We start from the raw sequence: 15862 nt of genomic DNA on the forward strand, positions 1-15862 counted from the left end.
ATCATATACAGCCAGCAGGCTCAACAAATACGCCTGTAAAGGGAAGAAATGAGTCTTATGGCTAGTATTTCATGATAAAGTGGCAGGAAAAAAGACAAAGTCTCCTAATAAGAACTTTGTCTTTTTCACATTATGATTTGAGAAGCATTTTTTTTAAATACATCAGACTGTTTTTTCAATGGAGATCGGATCTAATGTTTTGATATTTATTCAAAGCACGCTGAATACACATTTCCTATATTGAAAAATTCAAGCAGTGCTCTTTTTGCTTCAGGACTAGCATTTTTCGCTGCTTTATTTACAGCTGCCTTTACAGCATTCCACTTACTTTTCCCCGCCTGTCTGGCGGCTTTATACGCTGGAATCAATGTTTTAACAAATTTTGTCGCGCCTCCTGCAGCTTTTATTGCGGACTTGACTTTTGCAATTTTTGCTATTGGTATAACATTGGTTATAATAGCAGTTCCAACCGCAGAAATACAACCAACTACACCCATAGTAACAACCTCACCATGTCGTTGAAGAGGGATATTAGAGTTCTCTTTCAACCATTTAACTACGGCTTCATCTCCTTTTGCAATAACGCTGTCAGGTAAAGCTTCAATCGTCAATAAAACCTCTAGCAACTCTTGATACTCTTCATCCACTTCTGAATTAGGACTAATTGCTGTTGCATTCGCTGTAAAAATCGTTGACAATAACATGAAAAGAGCTGTTATGAAGCATATAACACTCTTCTTATGAAAAATAGTTGTCATCCAATATACCCCTTTCTTGTTTATTTTTTGTATATGAGGTAAAAATATCATATTATAATAATTGTTTCAATTTTATAGATTCATATTGGAGGGATATTTTGTGAAAGTCTTGGAGAAATACAGTTATTTAATCATCATTCTTTGTCTGGCGGCAATGATCGTGACAAACTTCACTGTGAATGACAATACAATAAAAAATACTGTATCCGTGATTGGATTTATCATTGTTCTTCTTACAATTATACCTGCGGCTATTTACAGGAAAGGCCAAAAAGGCAGGTAACCCCTTTATAGCAATAACCCCCATTCTTATGTTAAGAGTGGGGGTTATTTTATTATACTCGGATAGATGTTGCTGTGTTGCTACAAGATCATTTTTTCACTAACGATCAATCCGATTGAACATACAAAAAACCCTCATCAAATGAAGAGGGGTTCATGAAAGACCTTTATCATCGTAAACAAGGTCAAGTACGCGCTCGGAGGGATTCGAACCCCCGGCAGACGTGGTACCGGAAACCACCGCTCTATCCAACTGAGCTACGAGCGCACGATATGTTTTTGAACGTCAGCATATCAAATTATAAGGGAAATGCTGCAAGAAAGCAATGATATTCTGATGTCTTCAAAGAAGAAGCCTGCACCGAAAAGATGCAGACATGTCTACTTATGCACTTTTAACTGATGCAATAATTTTTCGTTCTATGTTTTCATTTACTTCATCCACTGTTTTGACAAGACAAATGATCCCATCAATAAATGGCCAAATGAACAATGTCAACCATCCTAGTAGAAGCATAGTCACTGCATAGCCTTTCTTTTCATCAAGATAAAAACGATGAACGGCAATCGCTCCAAGGAACCACCACAAAATAAATACAACTAATTTCGACTTTTTTTTGGCTTGAAGTTCGGTTGATACAACAATACGTTGTTGATCAGTCAAATTACTTTTCTCCAAAAGATTATCCACTCTTTTTCCTTCTTTCTGACTATATAATGATGACATAGGTAATATTACCTCATAGCAGAAAGTTTTACCATATTTTTTTAAAACTTTTCCATGGTTTAAGAAAATAAATTTTGGGAAAAATAACATGTGGTTGTCGAATTTTTTGATTGCGTTTTGTTTGACCTTTATTGACCAAAAATGTATCATTGAATTACATACTTACCTAAAAGGTGAAGGAGGAACATTATGAATTTAATACCTACAGTCATTGAACAAACAAATCGTGGGGAAAGAGCTTACGACATTTATTCTCGTCTTTTAAAAGACCGTATTATCATGCTTGGTTCTGCGATCGATGACAATGTTGCCAACTCCATCGTGTCACAGCTGCTTTTCTTAGAAGCTGAAGATCCAGAAAAAGATATTTCTATCTACATTAACAGCCCTGGCGGTTCAATCACAGCTGGTATGGCCATTTACGATACGATGCAATTTATTAAACCAAAGGTATCAACCATTTGTATTGGTATGGCTGCATCTATGGGTGCGTTCCTGCTTGCTGCTGGTGAAAAAGGTAAGCGTTATGCCCTTCCAAACAGTGAAGTCATGATTCACCAACCACTAGGTGGTGCCCAAGGTCAAGCAACAGAAATTGAAATTGCGGCAAAACGAATCCTTTCTTTACGCGATAAACTGAACCAAGTACTTGCTGAACGTACTGGTCAGCCAATTGAAGTCATTGAGCGCGATACAGATCGTGACAACTTCAAAACAGCGGAAGAAGCACTTCAATACGGACTCATTGACAAAGTCTTGACCCGTAATACAGAAGAACAAAAATAATATGACAAAATAAACCGTCTGCTCCTTGAACAGACGGTTTTTTGTGTTGAAAATACGCTTTACGACAACTCCGTCCATTTCTGCTCAAGAGTTGGTGTTTGATAAGAAGACATCTGTGTAATTAATTCCTCCGGTTCGCTGGAAGCATGTAACAATTGAAGATGTGATTCATTCGAAAAACCTTCCTGTACACTAAACTTCACCATGTCTATAAGCGGATTGAAATAGTCATTCACTTGATACAAGCCGATTGGCTTTTGGTGAATGCCGATTTGAGCCCAGCATAGCACCTCAAATAATTCTTCATATGTACCAAAGCCGCCTGGCATTGCAATAAATCCATCAGCCAGCTCACTCATTTTCGCTTTTCGTTCGTGCATTCCTGTTACTTCGATTAATTCTGTCAGCTCTTGATGCACCACTTCTCCTCTAAAAAGCCCTTTAGGCATCACCCCAATGACTTGCCCGCCATGTCTTAAGATCTCATCTGCAATGGCACCCATTAATCCAATTCGTGAACCGCCGTATACAAGTCGGATGTCTTGCTCTGCCATATAAGCCCCTAGCTCTACAGCCTTTTCTTTGTAGACGTCCTTCACGCCTGGATTCGAACCAGCAAACACACAAATCGTTTTCATCAAAAACAGCTCCATCTCTCTCTATGATTTCTTCACCCACTCATTCTACTATAATTGTTTTTCAAAAAACAGCCGCTCCATCTATATATAGTGTAAAATCAAAAGGTGCACACCATATAAGGAGCTGTTTAAAGAGAATGCAAACAAATGAGATGGAGAAATGGATCAAGGATTTTTACAAAAAGAGAAATTGGGCAGAATACGGACCGTTTATCCGGTTAGGGTTCCTGATGGAAGAAACAGGCGAACTCGCGCGCGCTGTTAGAGCCATTGAGATCGGACGTGACCGGCCTGACGAGCAAAAACAAAAATCAGCTGAGTTGAAGAGAGAACTCGTTGAAGAAATGGGAGATGTATTAGGGAATCTACTTATTTTAGCCGATCTCTATGATGTCACAGTAGAAGAGATTTTCTCCTCGCATCAACAGAAACTCACAAAGCGTTTTTCAGAACTGAAAAGCACGTGACCACATTGTCACGTGCTTTTTTCCACCCCTATAGATGCTGAGGTGAAATATCATCAGTTCGTTCAAAGAAATACTGTTTTCCAATATGATGGAAAAGACCTGTTCGACGCAAAAGCTCTTTCGGCTGTGATTGAAGTCCGACAATCATCAGCTTACCATTATGATGCTTTAACCGATTGGAGATATTCATCAGCACCGCTTCTGCTGATGTGTCCATATAATTGACTTTATTCATGAGCAGAATGAGCGTTTTCGGCTTTGTCTGAACATGGTCCAAAATTGAATTTTCGAGTGAATCTGTTGTTCCGAAAAACAGCGGCCCTTCAATGGCGTACATACTGATGCCTTGCTGGTCTGTCTGTTTTTCTAAAGCAGCTGCCGTTTCCATTTGGGGAACCACAACATTTGGACGAATGCTGGTTATCTGGCTCATTTTTTTGATAAAAGCGATAAAGGCTAAAATGAGCCCTGCGGTGACGCCAATTATCAAATCACCGATGACCGTCAGCAAGAAGGTAACGACAAGTACAAGGGAATCCGCATTTTTCACTTTTACAATATTGATAAACTCTTTTTTCTCACTCATATTCCAAGCTACAAACATTAAAATCGGTGCCATCGCAGCAAGTGGAATCATCGACGCATATGGTGCAAATAGCATTAAGATAAGCAAGACGACGACGCCATGCACAACACCTGAAATCGGGCTTGCTCCGCCATTTTTGATGTTTGTTGCCGTACGGGCAATCGCCCCAGTCGCTGGAATTCCTCCAAACAACGGTGCCGCCATATTGGCAATTCCTTGCCCGACAAGCTCTTTATTGCTGTCATGCTTTGAGCCTTTCATATTGTCTGCGACCATTGCGGATAAAATTGATTCCACGCCGCCTAAAAGCGCAATGATAATCGCTGGAGGGAGGAGATAGATCATTTTTTCAATCGTTAATTCAGGAAAAGCAAAGCTTGGTAGCTGACGAGGAATTTCCCCGTATGCCGAGCCGATCGTTTCAACTTGTCCTTGGAAAAAGAGAACAGCTAGAAACGTTGAAGCCAATAAACCTAATAGAGCACCAGGTATTTTTGGAATGTATTTTTGTGCCGCCAAAATCACAATGAGCCCAATCACAGCTGTGAGGATGGCAAGACTGTTTACGGTACCGAGATGGACCACAATTTCTCTCATATTGAGGAAAAAGCTTTCATGCTTTTCAACACCCTTTAATCCGAGGAAGTTGGCAATCTGCCCTGAAAAAATAATGACAGCAATGCCAGCAGTAAAGCCGATGATAACCGGACGAGGAATAAATTTCATGAGCTTTCCTAGTTTGAATATTCCGAATAAGACAAGTATACACCCTGCCATAAAACCGGCAATGAGTAAGTTTTCGATACCATATTGGCTGACGATACCAAATAAAATCGGAACAAACGCCCCAGTCGGCCCGCCAATCTGATACTTTGAACCACCAAACAATGAAATCAAAATGCCGGCAACGATGACTGTATATAATCCATATTCTGGTCCGACACCAGATGCAATGGCAAAAGCCATGCCTAAAGGAATTGCCACAACGCCCACGACAAGCCCAGCGATTAAATCACGTCTCAACTTTGATGTATCATATCCTTCAAATCTTCCATAAAAACGCATGGTATGTGTTGGCCTCCTTCAAGTATGTGTAGATGATTTAGGTATACTGCGCGTCAATCTGTTTATCTTTCACAACGACATCCAGCTTTCCCGTTGCTGGATGAATGACAAGTCCATGAACAGCCACATCACTTGGCATAAGTGGATGCTCTTTGACCAATTTCACACTTTGGGACACGCTCTCTTCAACCGAATCAAAGCCTGTCAGCCATCCCTTTAAATCAACCCCTGAGTTTTTCACAATGCTCAAACATTTCTCTTCAATACCGCGCGCTTTCGCCTTTTCAAGTAAAGGATCTGCCGCAAGACCTGCCATTCCGCATTCATGATGTCCTACAATGCATACCTCTTCTGCCTTTAGTTCATAGATAGCTAGAAGAATACTCCGCATCACACTGCCAAAAGGATGTGTGACGATGGCGCCCGCATTTTTAATGACCTTCGCATCACCGTTGCGCAGTCCCATGGATTGCGGCAATAATTCCAAAAGACGTGTATCCATGCAAGTTAATATAACGAGTTTCTTTTCGGGAAATTTCCCCGCTTTGTAAGGCTCATAATGTCTCTCATGTACGAACTCTGAATTGTGCTGAAGAATCTGTTCTAATTTTGATCCCATTTTGCCATCTCCCATCTCTTTATAAGTCACGTAAGCTCCTGCTTGGCCTCCTTTTCTTTCGTGTGTTCTCAAGCATAAAGAGGAAAAATGATAGAAAAAAAAGAAAAAAATGAGAAAACGATGAGAAGACTTGTGATCATTTTCTATCATTTACGATTCATCGCAAGAGGGGCGCGGCATTCCTTTCAATCTATCGTTCTCTGATCGCCAAAAGACGATGAAATGGTTTAGTAGAAAACAACCTTCCCGTTTAATATGTTTCAAATATAATCATTTTTCTATCAAAAAATCTCGATCTATTTTCCAGTTTGTTAGATAATCTCTCAGAAAAACAAGCTTTTTCATATGTCACATCTCCCATTAGCTGATTTCCATATAAGTAAAAAATGCATCAGATGGCATATGAATATACCTTTTCACTAAGAAACTGTCTCTCTTTTCCGTTATTTTAGTATATTAAATATTGAGCAGATAACCTTCAAACGTGTTCAACCGAAATGGTTGCTTTATAATAAAAGGAGCAAGATGATCATGTGAAAGGAGCGAGTTGACATTGACACCACACATTTTTGTCGCCAAACCATTACCCGCCTCATTTGAGGAATTACTAAAGGAACACTGTACATACGAGGTGTGGCAATCCAAAGACCCCATTCCAAAAGATATTTTGTTTCAAAAACTGCAGCATGCTGATGGTCTTTTAACGTCTGGAACGAAAATCGATCAAGAGCTATTAGATCACGCTCCCAAACTTAAGGTAGTGAGCAATAACTCTGTTGGCTATGACAATTTCGATATAGAAGTGATGAGGCAAAGAGGCGTAATTGGGACGCACACGCCCCATACACTCGACCATACTGTCGCAGACCTTGCATTTTCACTCATTCTTTCCTCTGCACGAAGAATTGCCGAGCTTGATCGTTTTATCCGTGAGGGGAATTGGACGAAATTTGTACAGGAAGAAGATATTTTTGGCATCGATGTCCATCATCAATCGCTTGGCATTATTGGCATGGGACGAATCGGAGAGCAAGTCGCCAAACGAGCTGCTCATGGTTTTGATATGAATGTCCTGTATCATAACCGCAGCCGGAATGAAAAGGCTGAATCAGCATATGGCGCTTTATATTGCACACTTGATGACTTGTTAAAACAAGCTGATATCATTGTCTTGATTACACCGCTGACCGATGAAACGTATCATATGATTGGCGAACGAGAATTGAAGTTAATGAAGCAAACGGCTTTATTTGTAAACATCTCCCGCGGGAAAACAGTGGATGAAAAAAGCCTCATTCAAGCACTTCAAGAGGGATGGATTAAAGGTGCAGGTCTTGATGTGTTTGAACAGGAACCGCTTCAGGAGAATCATCCTTTCAAAGAAATGAACAATGTCACCCTTGTCCCTCACATCGGTTCCGCTACTGAAACAACACGGGATCTTATGCTGAAACGAGCCATTCATAATGTGATTCATGGAATTGATGGCAAAGCCCCTATAGATATTGTGAAAGAGCTTGCTTGATTTTAATCGGAAAAGACGCAGAATTAAGAGCTGCGTCTTTTTCTTTATTTCATCAGAAGGGTATCAGGAGAAAAGCCTCATTTTAGCAAAGATCCTGTTTCTTTACATTTCCTTCATGTTCGGGTGCTATAATATGAGGTAGACAAGCATCAAGAGGACAGCTTCCGATTTCCTTAATAGGAGGATGAAGATGAAAAAAATCAGTTCGGTTTTTACTATGTTTGCTCTGATCGCTGCTATTCTGTTTTCTGGTTTTATTCCGCAGCAAGCCTATGCTGAAACACCACTTACACCGACCGCCACAAATGAAACAGCTTCTATTCAACTGACATCAGATGTCCATACTCTTGCCGTCATTAATACGTTTGATGGTGTAGCCGATTATTTGATTCGCTACAAACGACTGCCCGATAACTACATCACAAAATCACAAGCAAGTGCCCTTGGTTGGGTGGCGTCAAAGGGAAATCTAGCAGAGGTTGCCCCAGGCAAAAGCATTGGTGGAGATGTTTTCTCTAACCGGGAGGGGCGTCTTCCTTCAGCAAGCGGACGCACATGGCGTGAAGCAGATATCAACTACGTCTCAGGCTTCCGCAATGCTGACCGCCTCGTGTATTCAAGTGACTGGCTCATTTACAAAACAACAGACCATTACGCAACATTCACACGTATTCGATAATCAATCAAAAAAACAGCCCATTTGACGCAGGGCTGTTTTTTTAATGCTACTTCGGCAACAGGGTTTTCACATATTCGTCAAAAGGAAGGGGTAGCGGTTTTTTCGACACTTCTTCGTGTTCATGTGTGGTGACATGTTCCTCCGTGACAATGACACGTCCTGTTGGTGTAAGCTTTGAAGCAAGCGGTCTTTTGTTAAAAGGAGAGGCTTCATTTTCATAAATCTCCTGTCTCATTTGGACCAATGTAGGCTCGCTCACCTCTTGCAATGTGAATGCGTAGCCTATTTCAGCGCCTTCTCCTCTATCTAATTGGAGAAGATGTGTCCCTTTTTCGGTTTCCTCCTCTTTGACTCGAAACCGAATAGACGCTCCTTTGATCCATTCTTCCGTAAAAGGTACAGGCTGGAGAGGTAAATTCACACCAAAACCCGCATCAATCAGATACCGTTCGTTGTGATGATTCAACGTCATGGCTACATGTGTACCATCAATTGCCCATGCTCCTGCTTCCTTGTTATACACAGTCCCTTGAACGAGCTGTACAGCAAGTCCTGTCTCTTTTAACACATAATATAAAAGAGGATTGAGATCGTAACAAAGACCTCCTCTGTTTCCTTCAATAAGATGCTGATTCAACCCTTCTTGATTCAGGGCATAGGATTGTTTGTTCAGCACAGATCTATTTTCAAATGGAAAGGTGTAGGCCATCTTTTTTAATAAAGCAGGTAGGTCATCAAAGGTGATGGACTGTCCTTCGTATCCGATTTTCTGTAAAAATGCTGATTGCATCATGTTCATTCCCTTCTAAAAAAACTGAGTCTATGAAGAGACTCAGTTTTCTTGATTGATAAAATCCGTTAACGCATCAATGGCTTCTTGTTCATCTGCACCATCTGCTATCAGTGTAACAGTGACCCCAGAGCTGATCGCAAGGCTCATGAGACCCATAATGCTCTTCGCATTGACTCTTTTTCCGTCCTTCTCTAGAAAAATTTCAGCCCCAAAGCGATTCGCTTCCTGTACAAACAAAGCAGCGGGACGAGCCTGCAAGCCTGTTTTCAACTGGATGGTGACCGTTTTTTCCACCATATGATCTGCCTCCCTTTTTCATTCTCCTATTTGAGTGTAACAGCTTGTCCGTTTCGTAATTGTTCTGCAATTTGATCTAGCTTTCTTAAGCGGTGATTAATGCCTGATTTGCTGATCTTACCGCTTTCCACCATTTCTCCCAGTTCCTTTAGCGTGACCTCTTGATAGTCGACTCTTAGCTTTGCAATTTCACGCAGCTTATCTGGCAGGGCATCAAGTCCAATTTTTTCATCAATGAATTGAATGTTTTCGACCTGACGGAGCGATGCACCAATCGTTTTATTCAAGTTTGCTGTTTCACAATTGACGAGCCGGTTCACGGAGTTCCGCATATCACGGACGATCCGAACGTCTTCGAAGCGAAGAAGTGAATTATGCGCACCTACAACACTTAAGAATTCAGTGATTTTTTCGGCTTCTTTCATATATGTGATGTAGCCTTTTTTCCGCTCAAGTGTTTTACTGTTGAGATGAAATTGGTTCATCAACTCACAAAGGGCATCATTGTGTTCTTTATAGAGTGAAAAAATCTCAAGGTGATAGGAAGACGTTTCTGGGTTATTCACAGAACCGCCTGCTAAAAAAGCACCTCTCATATACGAGCGCTTACAGCATCTTTTCTTTACAAGCTCTTCTGAAATATTACGCTCAAATACAAATTGTTCACCTAATATTTTCAAATCCTCTAAAATGGTTTTCGCTCGTTCTACCAGTCTGACAATATACACATTATTCTTTTTTAATCTCATTTTCTTACGAACGAGCAACTCGACTGTGACATCATATTTCTTTTTTAGCAGCGTATAAATCCGCCTTGCGATCGCTGCGTTCTCCGTCTGTATATCTAGAATTAATTTTCGATTAGAGAAAGATAATGAACCGTTCATACGGATGAGGGCAGAAAGCTCTGCTTTTGTGCAGCAGTCCTTCACGTCCAGATTAGTCAGCTCTTTTTTTGTTTCGGATGCAAATGACATCCTTGCCACCCCCATTCCTATTTTTTCTTATGCAGCAGGTCGACAAGCAGCGCGGCTACTTTCAGCGTGTCGTGACGAATCACATGCTGGTCATATGTAATAATTTCCCCAGGGATGACTTCCAGTCCCATTGCCTTGAGTACATCTGTGTCGAACTGTACAGGCTGTGCCTGTTCTTCTGCATATTTTGCTTTGATCTCTTCTGGAATTTCTTTATTGTTCACAAAAATGGTATCAATAAATGGACGAACCATATGATCGTTTAATGCTTGCACATGATCAGCTGCACTGTAGGAAAGCGTTTCCCCTGGCTGCGTCATGACATTGCAAATATACACTTTTTTCGCCTTTGAGCGAATGACCTCTTCACCAATATGCGGTACAAGCAAGTTTGGCAAGATACTTGTATACAAGCTGCCTGGTCCAATCACAATCAAATCCGCTTCACGAATGACTTGAATCGATTCTGGGAGCGGCTCAATCGTATCAGGTGTGAGGAACACTCGTTTAATTCGCTCACCGTAGGTTGGGATTTTTGATTCTCCTGTTACCACTTGCCCATTTTCTAATTCAGCGTGTAGAACAACACTTGAATTCGCTGCTGGCAAGACTTTTCCTCTCACATTTAAGACCTTGCTCATTTCTGTGACGGCATGAAAAAAATCACCGGTTATATTTGTCATGGCCGCAAGAATGAGGTTGCCAAGAGAGTGACCTGTTAAGTCATTCCCTTTGTTAAAACGGTGCTGAAATAAGTCTTCTACAAGCGGTTCAACATCAGAGAGAGCTGCAAGGACATTTCGAATATCGCCTGGAGGCGGAATATTCAAATCATGGCGCAGTCTGCCTGAACTGCCTCCGTCATCAGCAACCGTTACAATAGCGGTAATGTCCACTGGCTTTGTTTTTAGCCCTCTGAGCAAAACAGATAAGCCAGTGCCCCCGCCAAGAATGACCACCTTTGGAAGTGTCGTCATCTATTTTCTACTTCTCTTTTCAATGTCCCGGTGAGTGACATGAGTGTAGTAGTCATTTTTAAAATACTCCGATAAGTAGTTCGCTAGCGTCACTGATCGGTGCTGTCCACCTGTACAGCCAATAGCGATCACAAGCTGACTTTTTCCTTCCCGTTTATAGGACGGAAGCATAAAGCTGAGAAGATCAATTAATTTCTCTGTGAATTTTTGTGTCTCGCTCCATTTCATTACATAGGAGCGCACTTCTTCATCGTTTCCAGTCTGTGGACGCATGCTCTCAATATAGTAAGGATTCGGCAGGAATCTTACATCAAATACAAGATCAGCATCAATCGGCAGACCGTATTTAAAACCGAAGGACATCACATTCACTGTAAACACCTGTCCTTGGCTTGTGGCAAAGTGCGCGACAATTTTTTCTCGAAGCTGTTTTGGCTTTAAATCCGATGTATCAAAAATCATCTGAGCTCGGCCTTTTAACTCTTCTAACAGATCGCGTTCCATCGCGATTCCTTCGAGCGGCAAACCTGTTGTCGCAAGAGGATGCGAACGTCTCGTTTCTTTGTATCTTGAGACAAGCACCTTATCGTTTGCATCTAGAAATAATATCCTTGGTGTGATCCAACCAAGATCACTCATTTCATCTAAGGCTGCAATTAAGCTGTCAAAGAATTCACGTCCTCGCAAATCCATCACAAGGGCAACCTTGCTCATCTTCGAATTCGATTCCTTCATGAGTTCTAGGAATTTAGGTAAAAGTGATGGCGGCAAGTTATCTACACAGAAGTACCCTAAATCTTCAAAGCTTTGAATGGCAACGGTTTTCCCCGCACCTGACATTCCAGTAATAATCACAAGCTGAATATCTTCTTGTTTGTGTGTATTCATGCCTGCTTCCTCTCCTTCTTTATAAAAACGGTTCATGTATTAGTCTCCTTGAGGATCTAACCGATAAGCAATCAATTCAAAATCAGGTGTATACGTAAAAGTACCATGCAGAAGTCCTTTTCCCTTTAGCATGAAATCAAGAATATGGGAATCTCCTGGCGCCATCGGTAAATGCGGCACATCCTTTGCTTCATGCCACTTTAAAATGCCTTCCTCTGACTCTGTCACGTTTTTTCCAGTAAATGAATCTGCCATAAAGGTGAACATCATCCACTCTTGAACGATTTGATCGCCTTCTTTTATGATAAAGGTAAAAACACCTTTTAACTGAGGATTTAAAATATAAATTCCTGTTTCTTCTCTATACTCTCGAACGACTGAATCCTTGACCGATTCTCCGCTTTCCATTTTGCCGCCCGGCGCTACCCACCAGCCCCGTCTTGGCTTTTGCAGCAAGAGAACTTGATCTTCGTGATGCAGCACACAATTGGTTACTCGTTGCATCAGCTGTCACCTACTCTTTTATGTCTTTAACTTATTATACAGGTTCATCCTGACTCCCACAATGAACATGCCCCTTCTTCATCGAAAACAGATCGAATTTCCTCTGAAAGGAGTGGCGGACAATTACTCTACTCTTTATTTTACAGCAACGAATGGTTCTCCATGCGTCATTTGTGAACATCTCTTGAATTTCTGATTTTAAGCAAAAAAAAGGACACGGATTCTCATCCGTGCCAAACATGTATTCCTTATAAAAGGGGGTCAATTACTAGTTTTATCATAACGGAAAATTATTTCACCCGTGTTACATTCCAGTTAAAAGCCCATGACGCTATATTAAGGATTTACGACAGCCTTTTATTTCGCTGCTTTCAGCTTTTCAGCAAGCTCTTCTACATAATGCTGAGCGCTTTGTGCGGCAATACTTCCGTCACCTGTTGCTGTCACAATTTGACGAAGTGTTTTTTCACGAATGTCACCAGCGGCGAAAATACCTTCCACTCTTGTTTCCATTCTTTCGTTTGTCTCGATATATCCTTCTTCATTTGTAATGCCGAGATTTTCAAATGGTTTAGATAATGGAAGCATCCCAATATAGATAAAGACCCCGTCTGTTTTAAAGTCTTCTTCTTCACCAGTCACCGTATCAATCAAGGTTACACTGCCGACTTTACCGTTCTCTTCATTAATCTGTTTAACGGTTTTGTTCCACATGAAGTCGATTTTTTCATTATCAAAAGCACGCGCTTGTAAAATGCTTTGGGCACGAAGCTTATCGCGTCTATGAACGATTGTTACTTTTGACGCAAAGCGTGTGAGGTACACACCCTCTTCTACCGCAGAGTCTCCTCCACCAATGACGACGAGCTCTTTGTTTTTGAAGAAAGCACCGTCACATACTGCACAGTAAGAGACGCCTCGTCCGCCAAGTTCTTTTTCACCTGGTGCACCGATTTTTTTGTATTCCGCACCTGCTGAAATAATGACAGAGCGTCCTTTGTATTCTTTTGAACCGGCTTTGACGATTTTGTACTCTTCACCGTCGACGATTTCTTTGATATCGCCATATGCATACTCAGCACCGAATTTCTTCGCATGGTCAAACATTTTATTTGAAAGTTCTGGCCCTAAAATGCTTTCAAAGCCAGGATAGTTCTCGACATCTTCCGTATTAGCCATTTGACCGCCTGGAATCCCTCTTTCAATCATCAATGTTGAAAGATTTCCACGTGATGTATAAACAGCGGCTGTCATTCCGGCAGGTCCCGCTCCAATGATGATCGTATCGTAGATTTTTTCTTCTGACACAACTGTCACTCCCTCTTCAATTGCTGCTAGCATTTCTTATTAGAATGCCCTTGGGTGATGCTTCCATTCATGACAGAAAGCATCAATTCCACTCTTACTTTTATTCCTTACCCATATCCTATTAAATCTGCGGATAATAAGCGAATCATTTGCTCATATCTTCAAAAAAAGAAAAAGCTTCCTTAAACTGCTGTTTAAGGAAGCCTGTTTACGGTTATATAGTAAGTAATGATTTATTCAACGACTCTTCTTACAACGCCATTGAAAGCTTTTTTCCAGTAAACATTGCTCATAGAGTCAACTGAAACACCGCGAGAGCTGTTATCGTTCAAGAATGTACCGTTTCCTAAGTAAATACCAACGTGTCCATTTACTTTATACGTATCAAAGAACACAAGGTCTCCGCGTTTCATGTCAGATGCACTTACAGCTCTTCCTTTACCTACAAGCGTATCTGTTGTTGTACCGCCAACTGGTCCAAGGTTGATGCCTGCTGATGCAAATGCCCAGCGAACGAATGAAGAACAGTCAAAACGACGTGCGTCAATATCAGCTTGTGATCTGCCGCCAGCCCATTTATATGGAGATTGTCCAACAATAGTAGAACCTGTGCTGATCGCCCCTTCGATTCCGCCTACGTTACTGCTGACAGGTGATCCACCGCCAGTAGATGGCTTCTTGCTTGGTGAACTGCTGTTGCTGTTATTATTGTTGTTGTTTGAAGATCCACTGTTACTGTTATTTGAAGACGGGCTGCTGTCGTTAGTTGAGCTATTGTCTTCTGCTTGAACACTAGCTTGACGCTGCTGTTGTCTTTGTACTTTTTCTTCTTTTGCTTTTTGAGCTGCTTCTCTCGCTTCTTTTTCAGCTTGTTTTTGAGCAGCGATTGTTGCGTCTTTTTCAGATGCAATGCTGTTAGCCTCACTGTTTAACTCGCTGATTTGAGAAGAAGCACTTCCTTTTTGCTTTTTCACTTGCTTGAATAGCTTGTCTTTTTCATCAAGCTGTTTATTCAAGTCAGTTTGAAGTGTTTCAAGCTTTGCAAGTGTCTTTTGAACATCTTCAAGCTTTGTGTTTAATTCGTTTTCAGACTTTTGAAGCTCAGCTTTGTCTTTTTCTTGCTCTTTAATGATTTCGCTGTCTGCATTGATCAGTGTAGACACTGCACCTGCACGACTGATGAAATCGCTAAAGCTTTTTGCTCCTAGTAATACATCTATGTATTTCGTAGAACCGCCGCTTTCTTGAAGCGCACGTACACGCTTTTTCAAGAATTTGTTTCTATCTTCAATACGTTTTTCAGTATCAGCAATGTCTTTTTTCAGTGCGTTGATTTCTTTTTTCGTTTGTTCATTTTCTTTTTGTTTTTCTTCAATTTGATCACTTGTTTTTAAAGCTTTCTCGTCAATTTCTTTTAGCTTTAGTGCAAGTGCCTCTTGTTTTGCTTCAAGCTTTGAAAGCTCATCTTTTTTCTTTTGAAGGTTTTTGTTAACCTCAGATTGCTTGCTGTCCAGTTCTTGTTTCTTTTGTTCAAAGTTCTGTGCGTTTGCTTCATGAGTAAATGGGATAAATAAACCGCTCGCTCCGATCACCGAAGCTAAACCGAAAGTAATAAACTTTTTCACGAATAGTTCCTCCTTTGACAATTTCCAAGCGACATGAGAAAGCAGCAAATTCTCTGCGACCAATCTGTGCTATCTATGTCTTTCTTCCTGATTGATCAGTCAGATGTTGACCAGATTGTTTCTATCACTAGGTGTTTCATTATGTATAGTAAAATATTTAAATATATGTCTTTGTTTTAATCCACGATTTTCATTATACATGAGACATCGACAAAATGAGCTAATATTTTTATTACATTTATGTTTCAAAAACATGTCGTGATTGTCATACTTCGCCAAATCCTTGCAAATCCCACCTTTTTAACCAAGAAAAAAGCATGACCTTTTCGGCCACGCTTCAATCTCATAAATCTATTTACCT

The 15862-nt window shown here is 40.9% G+C and carries 17 protein-coding genes and 1 tRNA gene; 4 read left to right on the forward strand and 14 right to left on the reverse strand.

All coding sequences use genetic code 11. From position 1 onward, the window contains the following. Nucleotides 1–206: 206 nt before the first annotated feature. The 3 genes from GPS65_RS04255 to GPS65_RS04265 all read right to left on the reverse strand — a co-directional run bounded on the left by GPS65_RS04255 (nucleotide 207) and on the right by GPS65_RS04265 (nucleotide 1767). Nucleotides 207–758: a hypothetical protein gene (locus GPS65_RS04255; protein WP_012011343.1), complete on the reverse strand. Its 552-nt coding sequence runs from the start codon at nucleotides 756–758 to the stop codon at nucleotides 207–209. Nucleotides 759–1232: 474 nt separating this feature from the next. After that, a tRNA-Arg gene (locus GPS65_RS04260) sits at nucleotides 1233–1308 on the reverse strand. 117 nt (nucleotides 1309–1425) lie between these two features. Beyond that, nucleotides 1426–1767 carry a TM2 domain-containing protein gene (locus tag GPS65_RS04265; protein ID WP_119125411.1) on the reverse strand — a complete coding sequence of 114 codons (342 nt, stop codon included), beginning with the start codon at nucleotides 1765–1767 and terminating at the stop codon, nucleotides 1426–1428. A 189-nt stretch (nucleotides 1768–1956) separates the two neighbouring features. Between GPS65_RS04265 and clpP the strand changes: the two genes are divergently transcribed. Continuing rightward, the gene (gene clpP, locus GPS65_RS04270; RefSeq protein WP_007500118.1) at nucleotides 1957–2553 is read left to right on the forward strand and encodes an ATP-dependent Clp endopeptidase proteolytic subunit ClpP; all 597 of its coding nucleotides are present in this window, start codon (nucleotides 1957–1959) and stop codon (nucleotides 2551–2553) included. A gap of 59 nt (nucleotides 2554–2612) precedes the next feature. Here the strand turns inward: clpP and GPS65_RS04275 are convergent, their stop codons facing one another. Beyond that, nucleotides 2613–3191 (reverse strand): LOG family protein, encoded by a 579-nt coding sequence (locus tag GPS65_RS04275; RefSeq protein WP_041815945.1) that lies wholly within the window; start codon nucleotides 3189–3191, stop codon nucleotides 2613–2615. 137 nt (nucleotides 3192–3328) lie between these two features. On the opposite strand from GPS65_RS04275, the gene GPS65_RS04280 reads away from it, so the two are divergent. Beyond that, on the forward strand, nucleotides 3329–3658 hold the full coding sequence (locus tag GPS65_RS04280; protein ID WP_012011348.1) for a MazG nucleotide pyrophosphohydrolase domain-containing protein: 330 nt from the start codon (nucleotides 3329–3331) through the stop codon (nucleotides 3656–3658). A gap of 28 nt (nucleotides 3659–3686) precedes the next feature. On the opposite strand, the gene GPS65_RS04285 is transcribed toward GPS65_RS04280, so the two are convergent. Together GPS65_RS04285 and GPS65_RS04290 are read right to left on the reverse strand one after the other, a co-directional pair. Next, nucleotides 3687–5309: a SulP family inorganic anion transporter gene (locus tag GPS65_RS04285; RefSeq protein WP_144482157.1), complete on the reverse strand. Its 1623-nt coding sequence runs from the start codon at nucleotides 5307–5309 to the stop codon at nucleotides 3687–3689. A 37-nt stretch (nucleotides 5310–5346) separates the two neighbouring features. After that, entirely contained in the window at nucleotides 5347–5928 is a 582-nt protein-coding gene (locus GPS65_RS04290) for a beta-class carbonic anhydrase (RefSeq protein WP_144459785.1), read from the reverse strand. Between the two features lie 553 nt (nucleotides 5929–6481). Here GPS65_RS04290 and GPS65_RS04295 point away from each other — a divergent pair. Continuing rightward, entirely contained in the window at nucleotides 6482–7453 is a 972-nt protein-coding gene (locus GPS65_RS04295) for a 2-hydroxyacid dehydrogenase (protein WP_144468285.1), read from the forward strand. Nucleotides 7454–7691: 238 nt separating this feature from the next. Continuing rightward, nucleotides 7692–8132: a ribonuclease gene (locus tag GPS65_RS04300; protein WP_371869438.1), complete on the forward strand. Its 441-nt coding sequence runs from the start codon at nucleotides 7692–7694 to the stop codon at nucleotides 8130–8132. Between the two features lie 46 nt (nucleotides 8133–8178). Here the strand turns inward: GPS65_RS04300 and GPS65_RS04305 are convergent, their stop codons facing one another. The 8 genes from GPS65_RS04305 to GPS65_RS04340 all read right to left on the reverse strand — a co-directional run bounded on the left by GPS65_RS04305 (nucleotide 8179) and on the right by GPS65_RS04340 (nucleotide 15501). Then, nucleotides 8179–8925 carry an arylamine N-acetyltransferase family protein gene (locus GPS65_RS04305; RefSeq protein WP_144459784.1) on the reverse strand — a complete coding sequence of 249 codons (747 nt, stop codon included), beginning with the start codon at nucleotides 8923–8925 and terminating at the stop codon, nucleotides 8179–8181. 39 nt (nucleotides 8926–8964) lie between these two features. Then, a complete protein-coding gene (locus tag GPS65_RS04310) occupies nucleotides 8965–9222 on the reverse strand; it encodes an HPr family phosphocarrier protein (protein ID WP_144459783.1) in 258 nt (85 codons plus the stop codon). A 26-nt stretch (nucleotides 9223–9248) separates the two neighbouring features. Further along, nucleotides 9249–10199 (reverse strand): DNA-binding protein WhiA, encoded by a 951-nt coding sequence (whiA, locus tag GPS65_RS04315; RefSeq protein WP_003213321.1) that lies wholly within the window; start codon nucleotides 10197–10199, stop codon nucleotides 9249–9251. 17 nt (nucleotides 10200–10216) lie between these two features. Further along, nucleotides 10217–11176, reverse strand: a complete 960-nt coding sequence (locus GPS65_RS04320) for a gluconeogenesis factor YvcK family protein (protein ID WP_012011357.1) — start codon at nucleotides 11174–11176, stop codon at nucleotides 10217–10219. After that, on the reverse strand, nucleotides 11177–12064 hold the full coding sequence (rapZ, locus tag GPS65_RS04325) for an RNase adapter RapZ (RefSeq protein ID WP_041816354.1): 888 nt from the start codon (nucleotides 12062–12064) through the stop codon (nucleotides 11177–11179). A gap of 39 nt (nucleotides 12065–12103) precedes the next feature. Beyond that, on the reverse strand, nucleotides 12104–12568 hold the full coding sequence (locus tag GPS65_RS04330; RefSeq protein WP_012011359.1) for an 8-oxo-dGTP diphosphatase: 465 nt from the start codon (nucleotides 12566–12568) through the stop codon (nucleotides 12104–12106). A 357-nt stretch (nucleotides 12569–12925) separates the two neighbouring features. After that, nucleotides 12926–13876, reverse strand: coding sequence for a thioredoxin-disulfide reductase (trxB, locus tag GPS65_RS04335; protein ID WP_088001298.1), 951 nt, complete (start codon nucleotides 13874–13876; stop codon nucleotides 12926–12928). A 233-nt stretch (nucleotides 13877–14109) separates the two neighbouring features. Then, nucleotides 14110–15501 carry a C40 family peptidase gene (locus GPS65_RS04340; RefSeq protein WP_012011362.1) on the reverse strand — a complete coding sequence of 464 codons (1392 nt, stop codon included), beginning with the start codon at nucleotides 15499–15501 and terminating at the stop codon, nucleotides 14110–14112. Nucleotides 15502–15862: the final 361 nt, after the last annotated feature.

It is taken from the genome of Bacillus pumilus, assembly GCF_009937765.1.
Lineage (GTDB): Bacteria > Bacillota > Bacilli > Bacillales > Bacillaceae > Bacillus > Bacillus pumilus_O.

Coding starts and splice junctions, on each gene's coding strand:
- rapZ (WP_041816354.1), bottom strand. CDS start 12,064: ATGAATACACACAAACAAGAAGATATTCAGCTTGTGATTATTACTGGA.
- GPS65_RS04265 (WP_119125411.1), bottom strand. CDS start 1,767: ATGTCATCATTATATAGTCAGAAAGAAGGAAAAAGAGTGGATAATCTT.
- clpP (WP_007500118.1), top strand. CDS start 1,957: ATGAATTTAATACCTACAGTCATTGAACAAACAAATCGTGGGGAAAGA.
- GPS65_RS04290 (WP_144459785.1), bottom strand. CDS start 5,928: ATGGGATCAAAATTAGAACAGATTCTTCAGCACAATTCAGAGTTCGTA.
- GPS65_RS04305 (WP_144459784.1), bottom strand. CDS start 8,925: ATGATGCAATCAGCATTTTTACAGAAAATCGGATACGAAGGACAGTCC.
- GPS65_RS04310 (WP_144459783.1), bottom strand. CDS start 9,222: ATGGTGGAAAAAACGGTCACCATCCAGTTGAAAACAGGCTTGCAGGCT.
- GPS65_RS04255 (WP_012011343.1), bottom strand. CDS start 758: ATGACAACTATTTTTCATAAGAAGAGTGTTATATGCTTCATAACAGCT.
- whiA (WP_003213321.1), bottom strand. CDS start 10,199: ATGTCATTTGCATCCGAAACAAAAAAAGAGCTGACTAATCTGGACGTG.
- GPS65_RS04320 (WP_012011357.1), bottom strand. CDS start 11,176: ATGACGACACTTCCAAAGGTGGTCATTCTTGGCGGGGGCACTGGCTTA.
- GPS65_RS04275 (WP_041815945.1), bottom strand. CDS start 3,191: ATGAAAACGATTTGTGTGTTTGCTGGTTCGAATCCAGGCGTGAAGGAC.
- GPS65_RS04280 (WP_012011348.1), top strand. CDS start 3,329: ATGCAAACAAATGAGATGGAGAAATGGATCAAGGATTTTTACAAAAAG.
- GPS65_RS04330 (WP_012011359.1), bottom strand. CDS start 12,568: ATGCAACGAGTAACCAATTGTGTGCTGCATCACGAAGATCAAGTTCTC.
- GPS65_RS04285 (WP_144482157.1), bottom strand. CDS start 5,309: ATGCGTTTTTATGGAAGATTTGAAGGATATGATACATCAAAGTTGAGA.